Source organism: Shewanella sp. N2AIL (assembly GCF_022690845.1).
In the GTDB taxonomy this organism is placed as follows: domain Bacteria; phylum Pseudomonadota; class Gammaproteobacteria; order Enterobacterales; family Shewanellaceae; genus Shewanella; species Shewanella baltica.
This window is the reverse complement of record NZ_JALBYT010000013.1, coordinates 90,148-108,883: the sequence shown is the minus strand read 5'-3', so window position 1 is coordinate 108,883 and position 18,736 is coordinate 90,148. Positions and strand designations below refer to the sequence as shown.

Below are 18,736 nucleotides of genomic sequence, written 5' to 3'. Positions count from 1 at the left end.
GATCTTAGAGTCGCGTTTTTTATATTTGGCTTTAGCTTAAACTGCTGTTGTTCAGTTATAACTTTGGGTTGAGATTATCAGCTAAGAACTTATCTAAAGCTTTAAACGTCGCTAGTCTGTTGTCGTTATTGCTCAGGTAATGATCGCCATTTTCCAGCTCAATATACTCCACCGGTTTTTTCAGTGATTTGAGTTCGTCATACATTTCTCGGCTATGTTGAACCTTAACGACTCTGTCTTTATCGCCATGAAGCAGTAATACTGGGATGTTAATTTTATCTGCTTTACTGATAGGTGATCGCTCATAGAGGGCATCGAGATCATCTCCTATTTGCTCTTTAACCACTTCATAGTTGGTATGTCTGCGGCTTGATTTTACTAGGTAGGCCACATCGGTCACACCAGCTACACTGATGGCGCAACGGTAAAGATCGGGAGTCATGGCAGCCCCCATTAAGGCCGCATAACCCCCATAGCTAGCCCCGACAATACAAATACGTTTAGGATCGCTAATCCCTTGATCTATTAGGTAGCGAGTTCCATCTTCGACGTCGTTTTGCATTTCGAGTCCCCAGCTTTTCAGGCCAGCTTTCATAAACTCATAGCCGTAACCCGCCGAGCCCCTGAAGTTCATCCGAAATACCGCATAACCACGATTAGCGAAGAACTGTGCCCAGTAGTCGAAGTCGTTGCTGTCGTAACTGATGGGGCCGCCATGGGGGAAGATAATCGTCGGCAGTTGCTTGGCTTCAAGCCCTTTTGGCACTGTTAGGTAAGCATCGATTTTGAGCTTATCCCTTGCCTCATAAGTTAAATATTGGGTATCGGCGAGGAGTTCACTCTTGAGCCTGCCATATCGGTTAGCGATGGGATAAAGCGTTTTTTCGTCCCTATCGCCAAAATAGTAAGTACCGGGCTCGGTCGAGCTAGTGGAATACACTATATAGCGGCGTTCATCTGCACTGAACTGAGTAATATAGTTGTGTGCATTGGGTAACACGGCTTTTAGGCCATTTTGTAGGCCCACATATTCTTTTTCCCAAAAGGTGAATTCTTCGCCGTCACCCTCACTGATACCAATGACTTTTTTCTTCAGTTTCGAATAGAGTAAATTACCTTCAACGTCAGTATCTTCATTGGCGTAGACTAATTCTTTTGTGAGCTTAGGATCGGTCAGATTGACTTTAAATATGGCTTCGAAACCATTGTGATAGGCGCGAACGTAAAGAATGTTAGGATCAGCATCGAAACCTAAGGGCCAAACACTGTCTTCTGAAAAGGCTTTAAAGGTCCAAAGTAAGCGTGAATCACTCTTCTGTTCTGGCTGTTCATAAATACGGTACTCAGTCTCATCGTTATAGATAGAAATACGGACCTTGTGTTGTCTGTCGGTAATCCAACTGATGATCTTCTTTTTAGCATTTTGGCTGTAACTGGACTTACTCTGCGCCAAATTGACTTTCAGTACACTATCTTCGCCTACGTTTTCGCCCATTCCGTCTAATGACAGTAAAATATTGTCGGGATCATCTGGCATAAGATCGATAATTTGCCCCTGATGTTGCGGGATCCAATTGAGACGATCTAAGACACTGCGCGGAATGACACTTGAGGTCTTTTTTGTGGTCAAATCATACTTAACAAGGCGGGTTTCGGTTGTCGGTGTACCGTAACGGTTAGCCGGAAACTTAGCATTGATCAGTAAGATATTATCGTTTGCCCACTGCAGAGACAGAATGACAAATTTTTGATTATCTGTGTGCAGTGGAATACTCTTTTCGCCCGTTTCTATATCTTGGATACTAACGACAGTACCTTTGAGTTTGGCTTGATCGACGCGGACAACAGAAGCGATTTTTTTGCCATTAGGTGAGAGTTGTACAGAGCTCACATCTGGGATGCTGGCAAAGGCTTCAACGGGTAATTGTGGCGCGGTGTCGGCAACGGCATGGTTGCATAGCCACAGGAAAAACAGCGGTAAAATCCTTTTCATTATCGATTCACATCATTGTTACAATTGTAAAATCAATATCATAGTGATTTTGATATTTGTAAGCTACTGTCTTTACAGATTTAATTATTCAAAAAGTCTTTGCTGAAATAATAGTGCCCCGCAAGCGTTAGGCTTCTGGCGATCATAAAGACACTCATGGCGGCCCAAAGGGCGTGGTTACCTTGCTCAGGCAATAATAGTTGCTGCAGCAAATACCAGGTCGGGAAAAATGCACCGAAGGTGGCGAGTATCATGCTATTGCGCATCACTTTGCCTTTAGCGGCACCAATATAAACCCCGTCGAATAAATACGAGCTAAAAGACCATAAAGGCAAAAATATCAGCCAGATAAGATAGGTCTGTGCTGTGGCTCTGACCTCATTAATGCTGGTCAATAACGCGATAATATTGCTACCAAAAAGACTGAATACAGCGCAGAACCCTAACGCAGTAATGGCCGACCAGCTCCAGGCTAAGATCACTGCTTCCCGTAATTGCTCCGCCTGTTTTTGGCCATAGGCTCGGCCGACTTCTGCCTCGGCATAATAGGCAATGCCATCGAGTGCATAGGAGATTAACAGCAGTAAATTCAGTAACACGGCATTGGCGGCAACGGTATAATCACCCAGACCCGCACCATGAAAAGTCATAAAGGCAAAGGCCGCTTGCAGGCAGAGGCTGCGGATAAAAATATCTGTGTTGAGCCTCAGTAATTTGCCATAACCGGTCAGAGTGACATGGGGTAATAGCTGGGATAAGTGAAAATCGGCTTCGCGCTTGAGTTGCTGTAACACCATAGTGAGTGCGACTGAGAAAGCGGTGATATCGGCAAAGACTGAGGCGAGGGCGGCGCCTTTAACGCCCCAGCCTAAGCCGAGGACAAACACCACATCGAGAATAATATTGGCAAGGTTGGCTAATATCAGCTGCCACATGGCGGCTTTAGGTTGCTGACGTCCCAATAGCCAGCCAAGCATTACTAGGTTTAGTAGGGCGAAGGGCGTTGACCAAATTCGTACCTGAAAATACTCGCGGCAATAGCGCTCGACTTCGCTACTCGCTTCGGATAATCCTAGCGCTAAATTTAATATCGGGACTTGCAGCGCGATAACGCCAGCGCCCAATAACATCGCTAGCATAGCGCCTTGGACTAAGAGTTTATGCTGGGCGTGAAGATCATTTGCACCATAGGCCTGCGCGACTAAACCTGTGGTCGCCATACGCAAAAATCCCAATAACCAAATGATTAATGTGATAATCGTTGACCCGACAGCGACTCCCCCTAAATAATAGGCTTCACTCAGATGACCTATGACAGCCGTATCGACTAAGCCCAAAAGTGGGATAGTGATATTGGAGAGTATCATCGGCAGGGCAAGCGCCAGTAATTGACGATTTTTCGCGCCGTTAAGCATTAGGTCGAGCCAAGTTGATTTAGCAGTATTCATTAATTTCAGAGGTGTTCACATTATGGTTAAACGTGTGCTGTTGGCACTCATAGGGCTAATGACGTTTTCTGCCCATGCCGTGGTCATTCTGCAATATCACCATGTGTCAGAAACCACTCCGGCGGCCACAAGCGTGACGCCCGCGCAATTTCGTGAGCAAATGCAGTTTCTAGCCGATGATGGCTTTAAGGTGATCCCGCTTTCTCAGGTGGTTGAAGCGATAAAGCAAAAACAAGATTTACCGGCGAAAACTGTCGCAATTACCTTCGACGATGGTTATCGCAGCATAGCCACTACGGCGCATCCTATCCTAAAGGAATTTGGATTTCCCTACACCTTGTTTGTGGCAATTGAGCCGATTAAACAAAAGTTTACCGAGATGATGACTTGGGATGAGCTGATAACGCTATCCAAGGAAGGCGCCGATATTGCTAACCACAGTTGGGCGCACGAACATTTGATCCGCGCCTTAGAAAATGAATCACAGGCGCAGTGGCTAGCGCGGGTAAAGGCCAATATTTTAGACACAGAAAAAGCCATTTTGGATGCCACAGGGCACAATTTCAAAATGCTGGCTTATCCCTACGGTGAGTACAATCAAGCCTTGCAGGATATGTTAACCGAGAACGGCTTTGTCGCCTTGGGGCAACAATCGGGTGCCGCTGGGCCCTATTCGCCATTAACGGCGCTGCCGCGTTTCCCTGTTGCAGGACAATATGCTGATTTAAAAAGCCTTAAGGCCAAGCTATACAGTTTAAATATGCCTGTGATTGCGCAGAGTCCTAGTGATCCTGAGTTAAAGGGCGGCCATTGGCGCCCAGAGCTTAAAGTCACCCTAGATATGAGCGATATCTCGGCTAAGCAAGTGATGTGTTATATCCAAGGTCAAGGTTCAAAACAGCCGACTTGGTTGAGTGAGAACGAGTTTAGTGTTCAAGCGGATTTAGCCTTACCTGCGGGTCGTTCGCGTTACAACTGCACTGCGCCGAGTAAGGCGCGCAATGGCTACTATTGGTTTTCTCAGCCTTGGGTGAGGCCAAAGGACGATGGTTCTTGGGTCAAAGAGTGATCAACGACTAGGTTTGTATTGCGCCACTATTTTTCTAAAATCGCTAATCATTTCATCATTTAACACCTGCGGCGGTTTGCCTAACGCTGCCGTAGGCTTAAACACTGCGACTCGCGTTCCCTGCGGCGACACCAGCACATAACCCGCACTATGGTCGACTTGGTAGTTTTCCCCTTCACCGACCATGGCATAGGTCAGTCCTAAGCTGCGGGTGAGCGGGAAGATTTGTGTCTGCTCGCCCGTGACCGCTTTAAATTCTGGATTGAAAAAATTCACATAGGTCAGGAGTTTATCCGGTGTGTCCCGTTTGGGGTCGACGGATAAAAACACCACCTGCAATGGCGCAATTTTGTTTAGATCGGGATAAGCCGCCGCGAGTTTATTTAAGGTCGTCGGGCAAACATCGGGGCAAAAGGTAAAACCGATAAAGAATAAGCTCCATTTTCCCTGCAAACTGGCGTTGGTAAAAGCCTGCTGATGTTGATCAACCAATTCAAAGGGCGCTAATTCATAGGCCTGCGGAAACAAAAAACCACTCTCTAGCTCGATAGGTTTCGGGGGATTAAATTTCACCGCAAATAGGCCGCCAAGGCCGATCAATAATATGGCGATGACTAAAATTCTTTTCTGCATTATTGGCTCCATAACGACAGGTTAGCGCGACAAACGAGTTGCATACACTAGTTCCACAAATAGTGGTCGAGCAGTAATGCCATGAATAACAACATCAAATGATAGATAGAGAAGCGGAACACTTGCATCGCCAAGCCATCATGATCCCGATATTTAAGTTGCCATGCTTTATAGATAAATCCGCTACTGAGTAAACTAGAGCAGACGAAATACACGGGCCCACACATGCCAACCAGCACAGGTAATAGGCAAGCAATCGCCAGCAATACTGTGTAAAGCAGAATACAGGTTTTAGTAAACTCGACACCGTGGGTAACCGGCAGCATAGGAATATCCACTTTGGCATATTCGGCGCGTCTGTGAATGGCCAGAGCCCAAAAATGTGGCGGCGTCCACGTAAAAATGATGATCACTAACAGCAGCGCATGACCATGAAATTCGTTCGTCACTGCCGTCCATCCCAGCAAGGGAGGCATGGCTCCCGCAAGGCCGCCGATCACAATATTTTGTGATGTCGCGCGTTTCAAATAGGCAGTATAAACCAAGGCATAACCAATCAAGCTGGCAAAGGTCAGCCAAGCCGTGAGTGGATTCACCAAGGAATATAAGACGATAAAGCCAAGGCTACCTAAGCTGGCAGCGAAAATTAACGCGCGCGTAGCCGAAATGCGTCCCTTAGGCAGCGGGCGATTGTAGGTGCGCGCCATTAAGCCATCGATACGGCGATCGATCAGATGATTTAACGCCGCCGCTGAACCCGCCATCATGGCAATGCCCAGCATACCAGCGAGTAAAGGTTGAACGGGCACCGCATGGGGCACGGCCAGACACATGCCGACTAAGACAGTGAGCAGCATCAGTGCGACCACTTTAGGTTTGGTCATTTCAAAATAGGCGCGCCATGTCACGCTGAAAGTGGGTAGGCTACTGGTGATTGAGAGTGGTTTTGCCATCTTGGATCCCTCGCTTATGCTTTGCGCCATAAAAAATAGTTGATTGCGACTAAGGTCAGCAGCAGTAATGCCGCCCCGCCGTTGTGAGACACGGCAATACCGAGTGGTAAATGCATCACTACGTTAGAAATACCTAAGCTCACTTGCAGGATCACTAACCCTACCAATAAGAGGCTTAAGGCCCTCATCCCAGCTGCGCCAACAAATAATCGATAGGCGAGCACGAGTAATAAACTCGCGGTAACGATAGCGCCAATTCGGTGGGCGATGTGGATAGTCATACGTGCTGGGTAATCGAGCACTCCAAATTCGAAACTGTGGTGTTGGCCTTGGAATGGCGAAAAAGCTTCCGCTATTGCCAAATTATCCACCCAGTTGCCTTCGCAAATGGGTAAAGCGGTGCAGGCGAGCGCCGCATAATTAGATGATGTCCAAGCGCCCAACATAATCTGTCCTACAAGAACGAATAGGCTCACCAGTGCCAGCTGTGCCAGATTGCGGGCATAGGTTTCGTTATTAAAGATCCGCCGTGGTCGGGTTCGCAGATAGAGGAGTAACAATAGTGAAATCAGGCTGAAGCCACCAATAAGATGCGACATCACCACTATAGGCATGAGTTTCATCGTCACTGTCCACATGCCGAGTGCCGCTTGAAAGAGGATCAATAGCACTATGATGAGCGGCAATTTTTTCGGTGCTTCCGGCGTTTTCAAACACAGCACTAAGATGAATAACACCAGTAAGCCAAGTCCGCCGGCGATATATCTGTGGATCATCTCCAGCCAAGCTTTTTCTGGGTGGATATCATGATCGGGGAAGATGGTTTGTGCATGGGCGATTTCATGGTCTTGGGTGGGCACCTTGATATGGCCGTAGCAACCCGGCCAATCGGGACAGCCTAGCCCCGCATCCGATAGGCGAGTGTAAGCGCCCATTAAGATCACCAACAAGGTAAAGACTAAGGTTAAGCGTAGGACCCAAGTTAGCTGCATCAATCTACCCTCGACAGTTTTAACAACTTACGCAGATCCGCAACCAAGGCCTTGCCTTGAGCTAAATGGGCTTCTCTGCCCTGCACTTGGGGATAGCGCAGCACTAAGCTACCTAAGGGATCGACTATGATCAGCTGCTGTTCATCTAGCCAATGGCTTAAGCCAGCATTAGCGGGACGAGTGTTAAACTGAAAGGCGCTTAAAGCATTGAGATCGCTGTCGGGATGGGTGAGGATCAGCGGTTCGACTCGTGCCTGATCTGGCCCTAAAGCAGTGTGGCTTTGGCGTAAAATATACAGGCGTTCGCGGCAAGCATCGTCGCATTGGGCGGGCAGTAAATACAGCAGTTGCCATTCTTTGGGATTGGGATTTTCAACCCCAAGGCTGGTATAACTGGTCTCAGGATTGATCAGCTCGCCATGATTAGTGGCGCCGCCGTGGTATAAATTCAGGCTCAGCACTAGCTTGGCTATCACCACGGGCGCGATAAACGCCAGCAACAACAAGCCCAATGCTTTGTGTTTAGATTTATTCTGGGAGTTCATGCTTGCTCCTCTCATTCAAATTATCCCTAATTTATTGTTTTATATTTATTTAGTTTTTATTTGTGTCTTGCTAAGTATGGTACGAATTTCCCTATTCGCTCCTTGAGTTTGCGATTGTTTCGGCACTATGGCGTTTTACATACTTAATCCCTTGCCACAGCATGAGCCCAGCAAACACGGCTGCCATCGAAAACCACTGCAGCGCATAACCCCAATGTTTTTGCGCCGACAGTGGGAAGGGCTGCCAAGGATGTGGCAAGGCGAGGGCGGGTAGCTCATCCGGTTGCAGCACTGCATCGAGCAAGGGATGGCCTAACATCTGCGCCATTTCCGGTATATTCAAATTCTGAAAGCGAACACTTGTCCCTGTTTCTGCCATTAAAGCCTGACTCAAAGGATTGATTTGCTTTTGATAAAGCCGACCTTCGATATTCAATTCACCGCTAAGTGGGCTGATGTGGGGCAACTCATCACGGTGGGAACTGGCTGCGACAAAACCTAATTCGACCAGTAACCAAGGTTGACCCGCTGCCACTTGCAGGGGCTGAAAGGCTAAATAGCCCACTTGGCCCTGATAGATTTGATTATCCAGTAGCCATATTTGCGAGCTCGCGGGTATGGCGTGCACATGCAGTCGATAACCTGTCACCCCTTCCTTATCGATTTTGAGTTGGAGCTGCTCAAAACTTAATGGTAGCAAGGATTGTCTTGCCTCCATTTGGGCTAACAGCATGGTTTTTTCTTCGCCGCGGGCTAATTGCCATAGACCCAACTTGACCAACATCACGAATACAGCCACAGTCAATATCAGTAAAAAAACCGTTAATTTATTCAGCAGAACATAAGGATATTGCATGAATACCCTATTCATTTTTAAATTGGTCTTAGTTCTGCTGTTGCTGTTCATCATTTTTAATCTAGGTAGAGCCTTGTTTATTATGGTGAGAGGTGACAACCAAGTGCCTATGAGCCGTTATCTTGGTCGCCGGGTGATTTTCTCGGTACTCGTTATTCTGTTGCTGCTGGTGGCCTTAGGGACTGGGTTAATCAGCCCCAATCCCACGCCTTACTAAAGCCTTAAAGTACGTAGACGAAAATAAACAAACACAGCCAGACCACATCGACAAAGTGCCAATACCAACTCCCCGCTTGGAAAGCAAAATGCTTATCCGCGCTAAAGTGACCCTTCAACACTCTGAAAAACAACACTAATAAAAACAGAGTGCCGAGCGAGACATGCATGCCGTGAAAGCCAGTTAAGAGGAAGAAGGTATTGCCATAAACCCCTGAGGTCAGGGTGAGCCCCATTTCATGGTAGGCATGCATATATTCTTCGGCCTGCAAGGCAAGGAAACCCATACCCAAAAGTATGGTGATCCCGAGCCACAGTGTGATGGCCGAGCGCTTGCCTTTCTCTAGGCTGACATGGGCAAAATGTAAGGTGACTGAGGAGGTCAGCAGCACGATAGTGTTGATTAACGGCAGGCCATTCCACGGCATAGCTTCGGTTTTGGTGCCATCTGGCGTAGTGAGCAACGGCCAAACGGCTTCGAATTGTGGCCAGAGTACTTCGTGTGTCATGGCATTATTGGAGGCGCCACCGAGCCAAGGCACTGCGACCATACGGGCATAAAATAACGCACCAAAAAATGCGCCGAAGAACATCACTTCTGAAAAAATAAACCAGCTCATACCTTGGCGAAAGGATCTATCCATTTGGTGCGAATAAAGCCCAGTCATAGATTCGTTGATCACGGTTCTAAACCAGCCAACCAGCATAAAGAGGATCACGGCGATACCCGCTAGCAGGATATAACCGCCACCCGATGCGCCTGATTTTAGTTGATGGACAAAGTGCCCTGCACCCAAGGCGATTAGAAACAATCCTATTGCGCCAATGATGGGCCAAGCACTTTGGGCGGGTACATAGTAATTTTCATGTTTTGTGGTCATTTTGCAGCTCCTTGCTCTATGGCAGACGCTAACTGCTTGTCGGTAATGTCGTAGAGGGTGTAAGAGAGGGTCAGAGTGTGGATGGATTCAGGTAACTGAGGATCCACAAAGAAAATGAGCGGCAACTCAGCGCTGGTCGAAGCCGCTAAGTGCTGTTGATTAAAGCAAAAACATTCCGTTTTATTAAAATATGCAGCGCCTTGGCCGGGTGATATTGAAGGTATCGCCTGACCGACCGTGGCTCTGTCTGACACATTGCGTGCCAAAAATGCTGTGTGTATCAGTTCGCCGGGGTGAACTTCGAGCCGCTTGGTTTGCGGCTCAAATTTCCACGGCATACCCGTTTGCACTTGGGAGATAAATTCCACGGTGACAATACGGCTAGTATCTATGGTTATCGCTTGATAACTACTGGCAGTATTGGAGGTTTTACCGTTAATCCCTAGTTTCTCACACAGGACATCGTATAGCGGCACCAGCGCGAACCCAAAACCAAACATACCAATACAGCCCATGACGAGCATGCTGATAAGCTTTCGATTTGACTTAGGTTTTTCTGGCTGGTGATGGTTCGTCATTTCATTTCACCTCAGGTGGTGTCGTGAAGGAGTGGTAAGGCGCTGGGCTTGGCAATGTCCACTCCAAACCCTCGGAACCTTCCCAGGGTTTAGCGGGGGCTTTCTCGCCGCCACGGATGCACTTGATGACTAACACTAAGAAAATCAATTGTGATAAGCCGAAGGCGAAGCCACCAATCGAGACGATTTGATTAACATCGGCAAATTGAATCGAGTAATCGGGGATACGCCTTGGCATACCAGCTAGCCCAAGGAAATGCATCGGGAAAAACAGCACGTTGACTGAAATCACCGAACACCAAAAATGCCATTGCCCCAGTCGCTCGTTGTACATGTGCCCCGTCCACTTAGGGAGCCAGTAATAGGCTGCCGCCATGATGGAGAAAATCGCCCCTGTCACGAGCACATAATGGAAATGCGCCACCACAAAATAGGTGTCGTGGTATTGGAAGTCGGCTGGCGTAATGGCAAGCATTAACCCCGAAAACCCGCCAATGGTGAAGAGTATGATAAAGGCCACGGCGAACAACATAGGGGTTTCGAAGCTGAGTGAACCGCGCCACATAGTCGCGACCCAGTTAAACACTTTCACCCCCGTTGGCACCGCAATCAACATAGTGCAATACATGAAGAACAGCTCGGCAAACACTGGCATGCCTGTAGTGAACATATGGTGCGCCCACACGAGGAACGACAGAATTGCAATACTGGCAGTGGCATAAACCATTGATGCATAGCCGAATAATGGTTTGCGGCTGAAGGCGGGTACTATGGCGGAGATGATGCCAAAGGACGGCAAAATCATGATGTAGACCTCAGGGTGGCCGAAGAACCAGAAAATATGCTGGAACATCACAGGATCGCCGCCGCCTGCGGCTTCGAAGAAGCTAGTGCCGAAAAACTTATCGGTCAGTACCATAGTCACAGCGCCCGCGAGTACTGGCATCACAGCGATCAGCAGGAATGCTGTGATAAGCCAAGTCCACACAAACAGCGGCAGCTTCATCCATGTCATGCCGGGCGCACGTAAATTCACTATGGTTACAATCACGTTGATTGCGCCCATGATCGAACTTATCCCCATGATATGAATAGAGAACACGAAGAGTGCCGTGCTGTCAGGACTATAAGTGGTAGACAGTGGCGCGTAGAAGGTCCAACCAAAGTTAGGTCCACCACCTTCCATAAACAGCGAGCTGAGTAGGATGGTAAAGGCGAAGGGTAAGATCCAAAAACTCCAGTTATTCATCCGTGGCAGCGCCATATCGGGCGCACCAATCATCATAGGGATCAGCCAGTTTGCGAGCCCTGTAAAGGCTGGCATTACCGCGCCGAATACCATGATCAGCCCATGGACTGTGGTCATTTGGTTAAAGAAGTTGGGCTCGACCAATTGTAATCCGGGCTGAAACAGTTCAGCGCGGATCACCATGGCCATAGCGCCACCGGTTAAAAACATAATGAAGCTGAACCATAAATACAAAGTACCAATGTCTTTATGGTTGGTGGTTAGCACCCAGCGCATGATGCCCTTTGGCGCACCATGATGATGGTCATCATGGGCTGCGGTTTGATCTTGAGTCGTTGTGCTCATCATAATCCCCTACTGTCCATGGCTTGCGATATCAGCGGGTTGCACTGTATCGCCGGTATTGTTGCCCCAAGCATTACGTTCATAGGTAATGACGGCCGCGAGTTGCTGTGGGCTGAGTTGTTTGCCAAATGCCTGCATAGCCGTGCCCGTTTTGCCGTGCATCACAATATCGAGATGATTGGCGACGGGTCCTGTGGCGATAGCACTGCCAGCGAGTGCGGGGAAGGCGGGTGGTATGCCAGCTCCCGTTAACTGATGGCAGGCCGCACAAGTGGTGGCGTAAACAGTTTCACCTTCGGCCATCAAGGCGTCGTGGGTGAGAGTGGGGAGGCTCGCCGGATCGACTATGGTTGTGGAGTCGACAACGGCTGCGGGCTCAGTTGCAGGTGCGGGTGTTGGGGTCGTATTGGCTGGTGCGGTAGCTGGTGCCTGTGTGCCAGCACTGCCGTTCATGTGCTCGTTAACGTCTTTGGCCTGCACAGCATCGCCAGTATTATTGCCCCAAGCATTACGCTCATAGGTAATCACTGCGGCAATTTCTTGTGCAGTCAATTGCTTACCAAAGGCTTGCATGGCCGTACCCGTTTTACCGTTGAGCACGATTTCAAGGTGGCCGCTGAGCGGTCCCGTTGCTATCGGACTGCCTTTGAGGTGTGGGAATACGCCTTGTAACCCCTCGCCATTAGGCTGGTGGCAGGCTGCGCAGTGACCGAGGTAAACTTGCTCACCTTGGGTCATTAGCTCCTCTGTGCTAAGGGTCTGTGACAATGCAGCTTGAGCAGCTTCTGCCGCCGCGCCTGCAGCTTGTTTTTGCTCCGCTACCCAAGCTTCAAACTCGGCTTCGGGTAAGGCTTGCACTACAATCGGCATAAAACCATGGTCTTTACCGCAGAGTTCCGCGCATTGACCACGGTAAATGCCGGGTTTGTCTATGCGAGTCCAGGCCTCATTGATAAACCCAGGATTAGCATCTTTCTTCACGGCAAAAGCAGGTACCCACCATGAATGGATGACATCTTCAGAGGTCATCAAAAAGCGGATTTTGCGATTTATCGGCAGTACGAGCGGCTTATCGACTTCCAATAGGTAGTGTTCACCTTTGGTTTCGGTACCGTCGATTTGGGCTCTAGGGGTTGCGAGTATGCTGTAAAAATCAATGTCTTGATCGAAATAGCTGTAATGCCATTTCCATTGGGAACCCGTGACTTTAACGGTCAGATCGGCGTCGCTGGGATCTTCCATCGCAATTAAGGTCTTTGTCGCTGGAATCGCCATTAAGATCAAAATGATAAATGGCAGAATCGTCCAAGCGATTTCAACTTTAGTGCTTTCGTGAAAGTGCGACGCGACAGCGCCTTTGGATTTTCTGTGGTTGATCATGGCGTAAATCATCACGCCAAAGACCACAAGGCCAATGGCGCAGCAGATATACAAGATGGTCATGTGCAAGTGATAAACCTTGCCACTGATCTCGGTTACGCCAGGGGTCATGTTGAACCGCATGTCCGCGGCGGCCAACGGTGGTGCGAATAACACCACGAGTAAACAATACAACAATTGCTTCACAAGACTTCTCCTCTGCCAATTGCGAATAGCAACTACAAAGAAGAGCAACACAGTAAGTCTCAACTCTATGCAAACTCTTCAGTTCCCAAAAAAGCGTTTTTGACTTCAACGTGCGTTGGCGGCTGTTACTTTTAATTAAGTATTGTTACTGCTGGTATTAGCCACGCTGGCACATACGACTGAAATAAATCTGTTCTCTATTTTTAGTGGCATTTTGAACTCGATTACGGCTCGATTTATTTGCCACGGGCGGCGATATATCATCGCCGACTAAATCAACCATACTTGCTGTTTAAATATTGATCAAGATCACTTATTTATCTAATTGTCTGAAAAATTGCCAAAAAAAAGCCTCACATTCATAGGCGAGGCGGCTTTCAAGGTAAAAAATAAATGAATATTTAATGTACAGCGCTAAAAAAAGATTGTTGGCCGAAGAGATTGCCTTGCTCAATGCGTACGTCGCCGTGTAAGTGACTGTTTACGTCTTCAAGCACTATACCCATGGCGCGGGCACTTTTAGCCACGATTTGCAGGCGACGATTATCGCGTGCATCCAGTGATTGGGTCCAAGTAATAACTGCACTGGACGTACCACTTGTTAAGGCTTTTTCCATTGCCCACAGGGTTTCGACTTCATCTTTAGCGTGCACCAGCAAGACTCTGTCCATACGCACGCCTGCATTGGCGAGCATTTGTTTGTAGCCAATGCTCGGTGGGTTGATGAGCACTAACCAACGACCCTGTTGGCTTAACTGGGCGAGTTGCGCACTCAAATGGATTAACTCTTGGCGGCCTTGAGTCTTAGTTGGCATGCAGGCGATAGGTGCATGGTGCCAGTCATAGTCGGCATCACGGACTTCATCGAGCCACAAGCCCGGATGGCGGGGTGCATTGCCAAGTAGTTTGTTCATAGCCAATCTCCATTACGGATCACACCGACGGCGAGTCCTTCAATTGTTAAACTTTGATAGCCTAAATCCACTTTAATCGGGGAATAGTCTTCATTTTCGGCGTGTAGATAGACCACATTACCTTTTTTTTCGAAACGTTTAACAGTGACATCGTCGTCGACTCTAGCGACAACCACTTGACCATTTCTAGCTTGTTGTACTTTATGAACAGCCAGCAAATCTCCTTCGAGAATGCCAATATTCTTCATGCTGTCGCCTTTAACCCGCAGTAAAAAATCGGCGGCGGGATGGAACATGCTTGGGTCGACTTGGTAGTACTGTTCAACATGTTCTTGGGCGAGAATAGGTTCGCCAGCGGCTACTTGACCGATAAGCGGTAAACCTGTTTCAGTTACTTCTTCGACTTCCGCAGTCAGACGAATGCCCCGCGATGTGCCTGGCATGATCTCAATGCAGCCCTTTTTCGCCAACGCTTTAAGATGCTCTTCAGCCGCATTGGCGCTCTTAAAACCTAAACGGGTCGCGATTTCTGCCCGAGTGGGTGGCATGCCAGTATCGGCAATATTTCGTTTAATTAGCTCTAAAATTTCAGCTTGGCGTGGCGTCAAAGGTCTCATGGTGTTTCCTGTTTTTCTATACAGTTACTGTTAGTATATACAGTATTATTTGCAGCGCAAGTATTAACCACTTTTTAGCTATGTTGGAGAGAATTAGCGAATATTACCCATAGTCTGGTATTCTACCGGGCTAGTAAACGTACTTAATTGCATAAGAATAATGCCTAAACACGACTCTCTTTGGTTGAAATCATTACGCTGGATCCAAAAACACTTAGTGCACACTATTGTTGTGCCTCAGGATCCCTTTGCCGATCTGAATCTGGATGCCTCCAGACCCCTTGCTTATGTGATGAAAACGGAATCGCTGAGTGACATCGCTGCCCTGAGCGAAATTACGGCTAAGTTAGGACTGCCGAGCCCCTATGAGCCTTTAGTGGCAAATGGTGTAATCGCGCCTCGGGTTGTCTGCCTTCAAGGGCGTAAGCCGCTGTTTGGTGAGCGTGCGGGTAACGAGCCTTTCCTCGAATGCTTTATGCGTTTATTGGCCGTGCATAAGGAACGCCCTGAATTAGACATTCAACTGGTGCCCGTAAGCCTATATTGGGGCCGCACGCCAGGGAAAGAAGACGACACTATGAAGGCGGCTGTGTTTGAGCGGGAAAACCCGACTTGGCTGCGCAAATGCTTGATGATTTTATTCTTAGGTCGACATAACTTCGTACAGTTTTCAAATGCGGTATCTCTGCGATACATGGCCGACGAACACGGCACTGACATGGGGATTGCCCATAAATTAGCGCGGGTCGCGCGGGTGCATTTCCGCCGTCAACGTAAGGTGATGACAGGGCCTGTGCTGCCAAATCGCCAAGCATTGTTTCATTCGCTGCTCAAATCCGAGTCGCTGCGTAAAGCGATTCAAGAAGAAGCGGCCAACAAAAAGATTTCTGAGACCCAAGCGCGCGAGACGGCTATTGAGTATCTCGATGAAATCGCTGCCGATTACTCAGATAGTTTAGTGCGTATTGCCGAGCGTTTTTTAACTTGGTTGTGGAACAAGCTTTACAGCGGGATCAACATCAAAGGCGCCGAGCAAGTTCGCCAGTTGCACCATGATGGCCACGAGATTGTCTATGTGCCTTGCCATCGCAGCCACATGGATTACCTGCTGTTATCGTATATTTTGTATTATCAAGGCATGGTTCCGCCGCACATTGCAGCCGGTATTAACCTCAACTTCTGGCCCGCGGGGCCTATGTTCCGTCGCGGTGGTGCCTTCTTTATCCGCCGTAGTTTTAATGGCAACAAGCTGTATACCGCAGTATTCCGTGAGTATTTAGATCAACTGTTTGCGAAAGGTTATTCGGTGGAATATTTCTCCGAAGGCGGCCGCTCACGTACCGGTCGTCTATTGGCGCCAAAAACCGGCATGATTGCTATGACGATGAACAGCGTGCTGCGCGGTATCGAGCGTCCGGTAACATTGGTGCCTGTGTATTTAGGCTATGACCATGTGATGGAAGTGGCGACGTACCATAAAGAGTTAAGTGGTAAGAAAAAGAAAAAAGAATCTGTGTGGCAGGTGTTTGGTGCGATTCGCAAACTTGGTAATTTCGGCCAAGGTTATGTGAACTTTGGCGAGCCGATTACTCTGCAAAACTTCTTAAATGAGCGCGCGCCAAACTGGCGTACTGAGTTGGCCGATGATCCTGAGCAAAAACCAAGCTGGTTAACGCCAGCGGTAAACGTGCTGGCGAATCGAGTGATGACAAATATTAACGATGCTGCAGCGGCGAGTTCGGTGACCTTGACGAGTTTAGTGTTGCTGGCCACAGATCAAAATGCCTTAGAGCGCAGTCTGCTGGAACGTCAGCTTGATCTGTATCTGACTCTACTCAAAAAAGTGCCTTACACTACTTATACTTCGGTTGCCGAAGGTGATGGTAAGCATTTAGTGCAGCAAGGTTTAGAGCTGAATAAGTTTGTTGTTTGTGCCGATCCTTTAGGTGAAATCGTGTCTATCGAGGCGAGTCAGGCTGTGTCCATGACTTACTATCGTAACAATATCATCCACTTATTTATTGTACCGTCATTAATTGCGAGTTGTTTAACGCATAATGAGCAGATCCCGCGTCAGCAAGTGGTGTCAATCGTTGCCGATTTTTATCCACTGCTGAAAGCCGAACTCTTCATGGGCATTAAGGATGTACCTGCCTATGTCAATCAAGTGCTGGATTTCTTCATTGAACAAGGGTTAGTGGTTGAGACTGATACCTTAACCGTCGTGCCTGAGCACACTAGCCAACTATTATTGTTAGCCAGTTCAGTAAGCGAGACTCTGCAACGCTATGCCATTATTTTCAATCTGTTAGCGAACAGGCCTAAGATGGAGCGCTCAGAACTTGAGTCTGAGAGTCATCTACTCGCCCAGCGTTTAGGCGCTTTGCATGGCATTACCGCGCCTGAGTTCTACGATAAGAAACTTTACGGCACCTTGAGCGTTAAGCTCAAAGAATTGGGCTATCTAGCGGATAACCAAGATAAGTCCAATATCAATCGCATACGAGATCAAGCCAATAGCTTATTACGTCCGTCAGTGAAACAAACGATAGTGGCGAGTGTCACCGCGGAGCATACAGTTTAATGGCAAATCATATGAATGCGGGTAAGCATAAGCCCGCAGGTAAGTCCTTGCTCGGCGGCGCCATGATTATTGCCGGCACGACCGTAGGTGCAGGGATGTTTTCTCTGCCCGTGGTCGGTGCCGGTATGTGGTTTGGCTATTCGATTTTAATGTTATTGGGCATTTGGTTTTGCATGTTGATGTCGGGCTTATTGCTGCTCGAAACCAATTTGCATTTCGAACCGGGTGCTAGCTTCGATACTTTAAGCAAGCAAACCTTAGGGCAGTTTTGGCGGATAGTGAACGGCGTTTCTATCGCTTTCGTGCTGTATATTTTGACTTATGCCTATATCAGCGGTGGTGGCTCGATTGTGAATCACAGCTTGCAGGGCATGGGAATTGAGTTACCGCAAAGTGTTGCTGGGCTGGTGTTTGCCATAGTGTTGGCTAGTATCGTATTGATCAGCACTAAGGCGGTGGATCGCATTACCACGATTATGCTCGGCGGTATGATCATTACCTTCTTCCTTGCAATCGGCAATTTACTGATCGAAATCGATGTGACTAAGTTGCTCGAACCCGATGGTAATAATAGCTTTTCACCTTATCTGTGGGCGGCGCTACCCTTTGGTCTTGCCAGCTTTGGCTACCATGGTAACGTTCCCAGCTTAGTGAAGTATTACGGCAAAGATTCCACCACCATTATCAAGGCTATTTTCGTCGGCACCTTTATCGCGCTGGTGATTTATGCCTGTTGGTTAGTGGCGACTATGGGCAATATTCCCCGCAGCCAGTTTATCGACATTATTGCCCAAGGCGGCAATATGGGGGTCTTGGTGGGCGCTTTGTCCGAGGTGATGGCGAGTAGCTGGTTGAACAGTATGTTGACCCTGTTTGCTAACTTGGCCGTGGCTTCATCTTTCTTAGGGGTGACCTTAGGTCTGTTTGATTATCTCGCCGACTTGTTTGGTTTTGACGATTCGCGCTCGGGCCGGATGAAAACCGCGTTAGTGACCTTTGTGCCGCCGACGATTTTAGGATTACTGTTCCCCGACGGCTTCTTAGTGGCGATTGGCTTTGCGGCATTAGCGGCGACAGTGTGGGCGGTAATCGTCCCGGCGCTGATGGCCTATAAATCACGGCAGTTATTCCCCGAGAGCACAGGTTTTAGAGTGATAGGCGGTACGCCGCTGATTATTCTTGTGGTGTTATTTGGCATAGTCACGGGTGCTTGTCATCTGCTCGCGATGGCAAATTTACTGCCGCAATATTCCTAATTTGTTTCGATGATTTAAGCCCTCTGCGAGAGGGCTTTTTT

17 protein-coding genes are annotated in these 18,736 nt (G+C 48.2%); 4 read left to right on the top strand and 13 right to left on the bottom strand.

Annotated elements, in window-relative coordinates; translation table 11 throughout:
• Window positions 1-55: 55 nt before the first annotated feature.
• Together MO387_RS10010 and MO387_RS10005 are read right to left on the bottom strand one after the other, a co-directional pair.
• Window positions 56-1,993, bottom strand: coding sequence for a S9 family peptidase (locus MO387_RS10010; RefSeq protein WP_107949878.1), 1,938 nt, complete (start codon window positions 1,991-1,993; stop codon window positions 56-58).
• A gap of 80 nt (window positions 1,994-2,073) precedes the next feature.
• Window positions 2,074-3,441, bottom strand: a complete 1,368-nt coding sequence (locus tag MO387_RS10005) for an MATE family efflux transporter (protein ID WP_107949876.1) — start codon at window positions 3,439-3,441, stop codon at window positions 2,074-2,076.
• A gap of 22 nt (window positions 3,442-3,463) precedes the next feature.
• Here MO387_RS10005 and MO387_RS10000 point away from each other — a divergent pair, with 22 nt between their 5' ends.
• Window positions 3,464-4,510, top strand: a complete 1,047-nt coding sequence (locus MO387_RS10000) for a polysaccharide deacetylase family protein (RefSeq protein ID WP_071940319.1) — start codon at window positions 3,464-3,466, stop codon at window positions 4,508-4,510.
• Here MO387_RS10000 and MO387_RS09995 read toward each other — a convergent pair whose 3' ends face one another.
• The 5 genes from MO387_RS09995 to MO387_RS09975 form a co-directional block, all read right to left on the bottom strand.
• Window positions 4,511-5,143 (bottom strand): SCO family protein, encoded by a 633-nt coding sequence (locus MO387_RS09995; RefSeq protein ID WP_006084621.1) that lies wholly within the window; start codon window positions 5,141-5,143, stop codon window positions 4,511-4,513.
• Window positions 5,144-5,190: 47 nt separating this feature from the next.
• Complete coding sequence (gene cyoE / locus MO387_RS09990) at window positions 5,191-6,096, bottom strand: heme o synthase (protein ID WP_063882479.1); 906 nt, start codon at window positions 6,094-6,096, stop codon at window positions 5,191-5,193.
• A 14-nt stretch (window positions 6,097-6,110) separates the two neighbouring features.
• Window positions 6,111-7,088 (bottom strand): COX15/CtaA family protein, encoded by a 978-nt coding sequence (locus tag MO387_RS09985; protein ID WP_242326238.1) that lies wholly within the window; start codon window positions 7,086-7,088, stop codon window positions 6,111-6,113.
• Complete coding sequence (locus MO387_RS09980; protein WP_107949874.1) at window positions 7,088-7,633, bottom strand: hypothetical protein; 546 nt, start codon at window positions 7,631-7,633, stop codon at window positions 7,088-7,090. Before MO387_RS09980 ends, MO387_RS09985 begins: the two co-directional genes overlap by 1 nt.
• A 91-nt stretch (window positions 7,634-7,724) precedes the next feature.
• Window positions 7,725-8,489: an SURF1 family protein gene (locus tag MO387_RS09975; RefSeq protein ID WP_107949872.1), complete on the bottom strand. Its 765-nt coding sequence runs from the start codon at window positions 8,487-8,489 to the stop codon at window positions 7,725-7,727.
• On the opposite strand from MO387_RS09975, the gene MO387_RS09970 reads away from it, so the two are divergent.
• Entirely contained in the window at window positions 8,488-8,706 is a 219-nt protein-coding gene (locus MO387_RS09970; RefSeq protein WP_014620547.1) for a DUF2909 family protein, read from the top strand. The genes MO387_RS09975 and MO387_RS09970 overlap by 2 nt on opposite strands.
• A 4-nt stretch (window positions 8,707-8,710) precedes the next feature.
• Here the strand turns inward: MO387_RS09970 and MO387_RS09965 are convergent, their stop codons facing one another.
• The 6 genes from MO387_RS09965 to lexA form a co-directional block, all read right to left on the bottom strand.
• A complete protein-coding gene (locus tag MO387_RS09965; protein ID WP_006079601.1) occupies window positions 8,711-9,586 on the bottom strand; it encodes a cytochrome c oxidase subunit 3 in 876 nt (291 codons plus the stop codon).
• Window positions 9,583-10,164, bottom strand: coding sequence for a cytochrome c oxidase assembly protein (locus MO387_RS09960; RefSeq protein ID WP_006079604.1), 582 nt, complete (start codon window positions 10,162-10,164; stop codon window positions 9,583-9,585). Before MO387_RS09960 ends, MO387_RS09965 begins: the two co-directional genes overlap by 4 nt.
• A gap of 1 nt (window position 10,165) precedes the next feature.
• Window positions 10,166-11,758, bottom strand: a complete 1,593-nt coding sequence (gene ctaD / locus MO387_RS09955) for a cytochrome c oxidase subunit I (protein ID WP_006084616.1) — start codon at window positions 11,756-11,758, stop codon at window positions 10,166-10,168.
• Window positions 11,759-11,767: 9 nt separating this feature from the next.
• Window positions 11,768-13,324: a cytochrome c oxidase subunit II gene (gene coxB, locus MO387_RS09950; protein WP_242326236.1), complete on the bottom strand. Its 1,557-nt coding sequence runs from the start codon at window positions 13,322-13,324 to the stop codon at window positions 11,768-11,770.
• A 401-nt stretch (window positions 13,325-13,725) separates the two neighbouring features.
• Window positions 13,726-14,238, bottom strand: a complete 513-nt coding sequence (locus MO387_RS09945; RefSeq protein WP_006084614.1) for a SulA-like leucine-rich domain-containing protein — start codon at window positions 14,236-14,238, stop codon at window positions 13,726-13,728.
• Window positions 14,235-14,855, bottom strand: a complete 621-nt coding sequence (gene lexA, locus MO387_RS09940) for a transcriptional repressor LexA (protein WP_006084613.1) — start codon at window positions 14,853-14,855, stop codon at window positions 14,235-14,237. The genes MO387_RS09945 and lexA overlap by 4 nt, the downstream gene beginning before the upstream one ends.
• A gap of 160 nt (window positions 14,856-15,015) precedes the next feature.
• Here lexA and plsB point away from each other — a divergent pair, with 160 nt between their 5' ends.
• A complete protein-coding gene (plsB, locus tag MO387_RS09935) occupies window positions 15,016-17,439 on the top strand; it encodes a glycerol-3-phosphate 1-O-acyltransferase PlsB (protein WP_006079610.1) in 2,424 nt (807 codons plus the stop codon).
• Window positions 17,439-18,695, top strand: coding sequence for a tryptophan permease (gene mtr / locus MO387_RS09930; protein WP_242326234.1), 1,257 nt, complete (start codon window positions 17,439-17,441; stop codon window positions 18,693-18,695). The genes plsB and mtr overlap by 1 nt, the downstream gene beginning before the upstream one ends.
• Window positions 18,696-18,736: the final 41 nt, after the last annotated feature.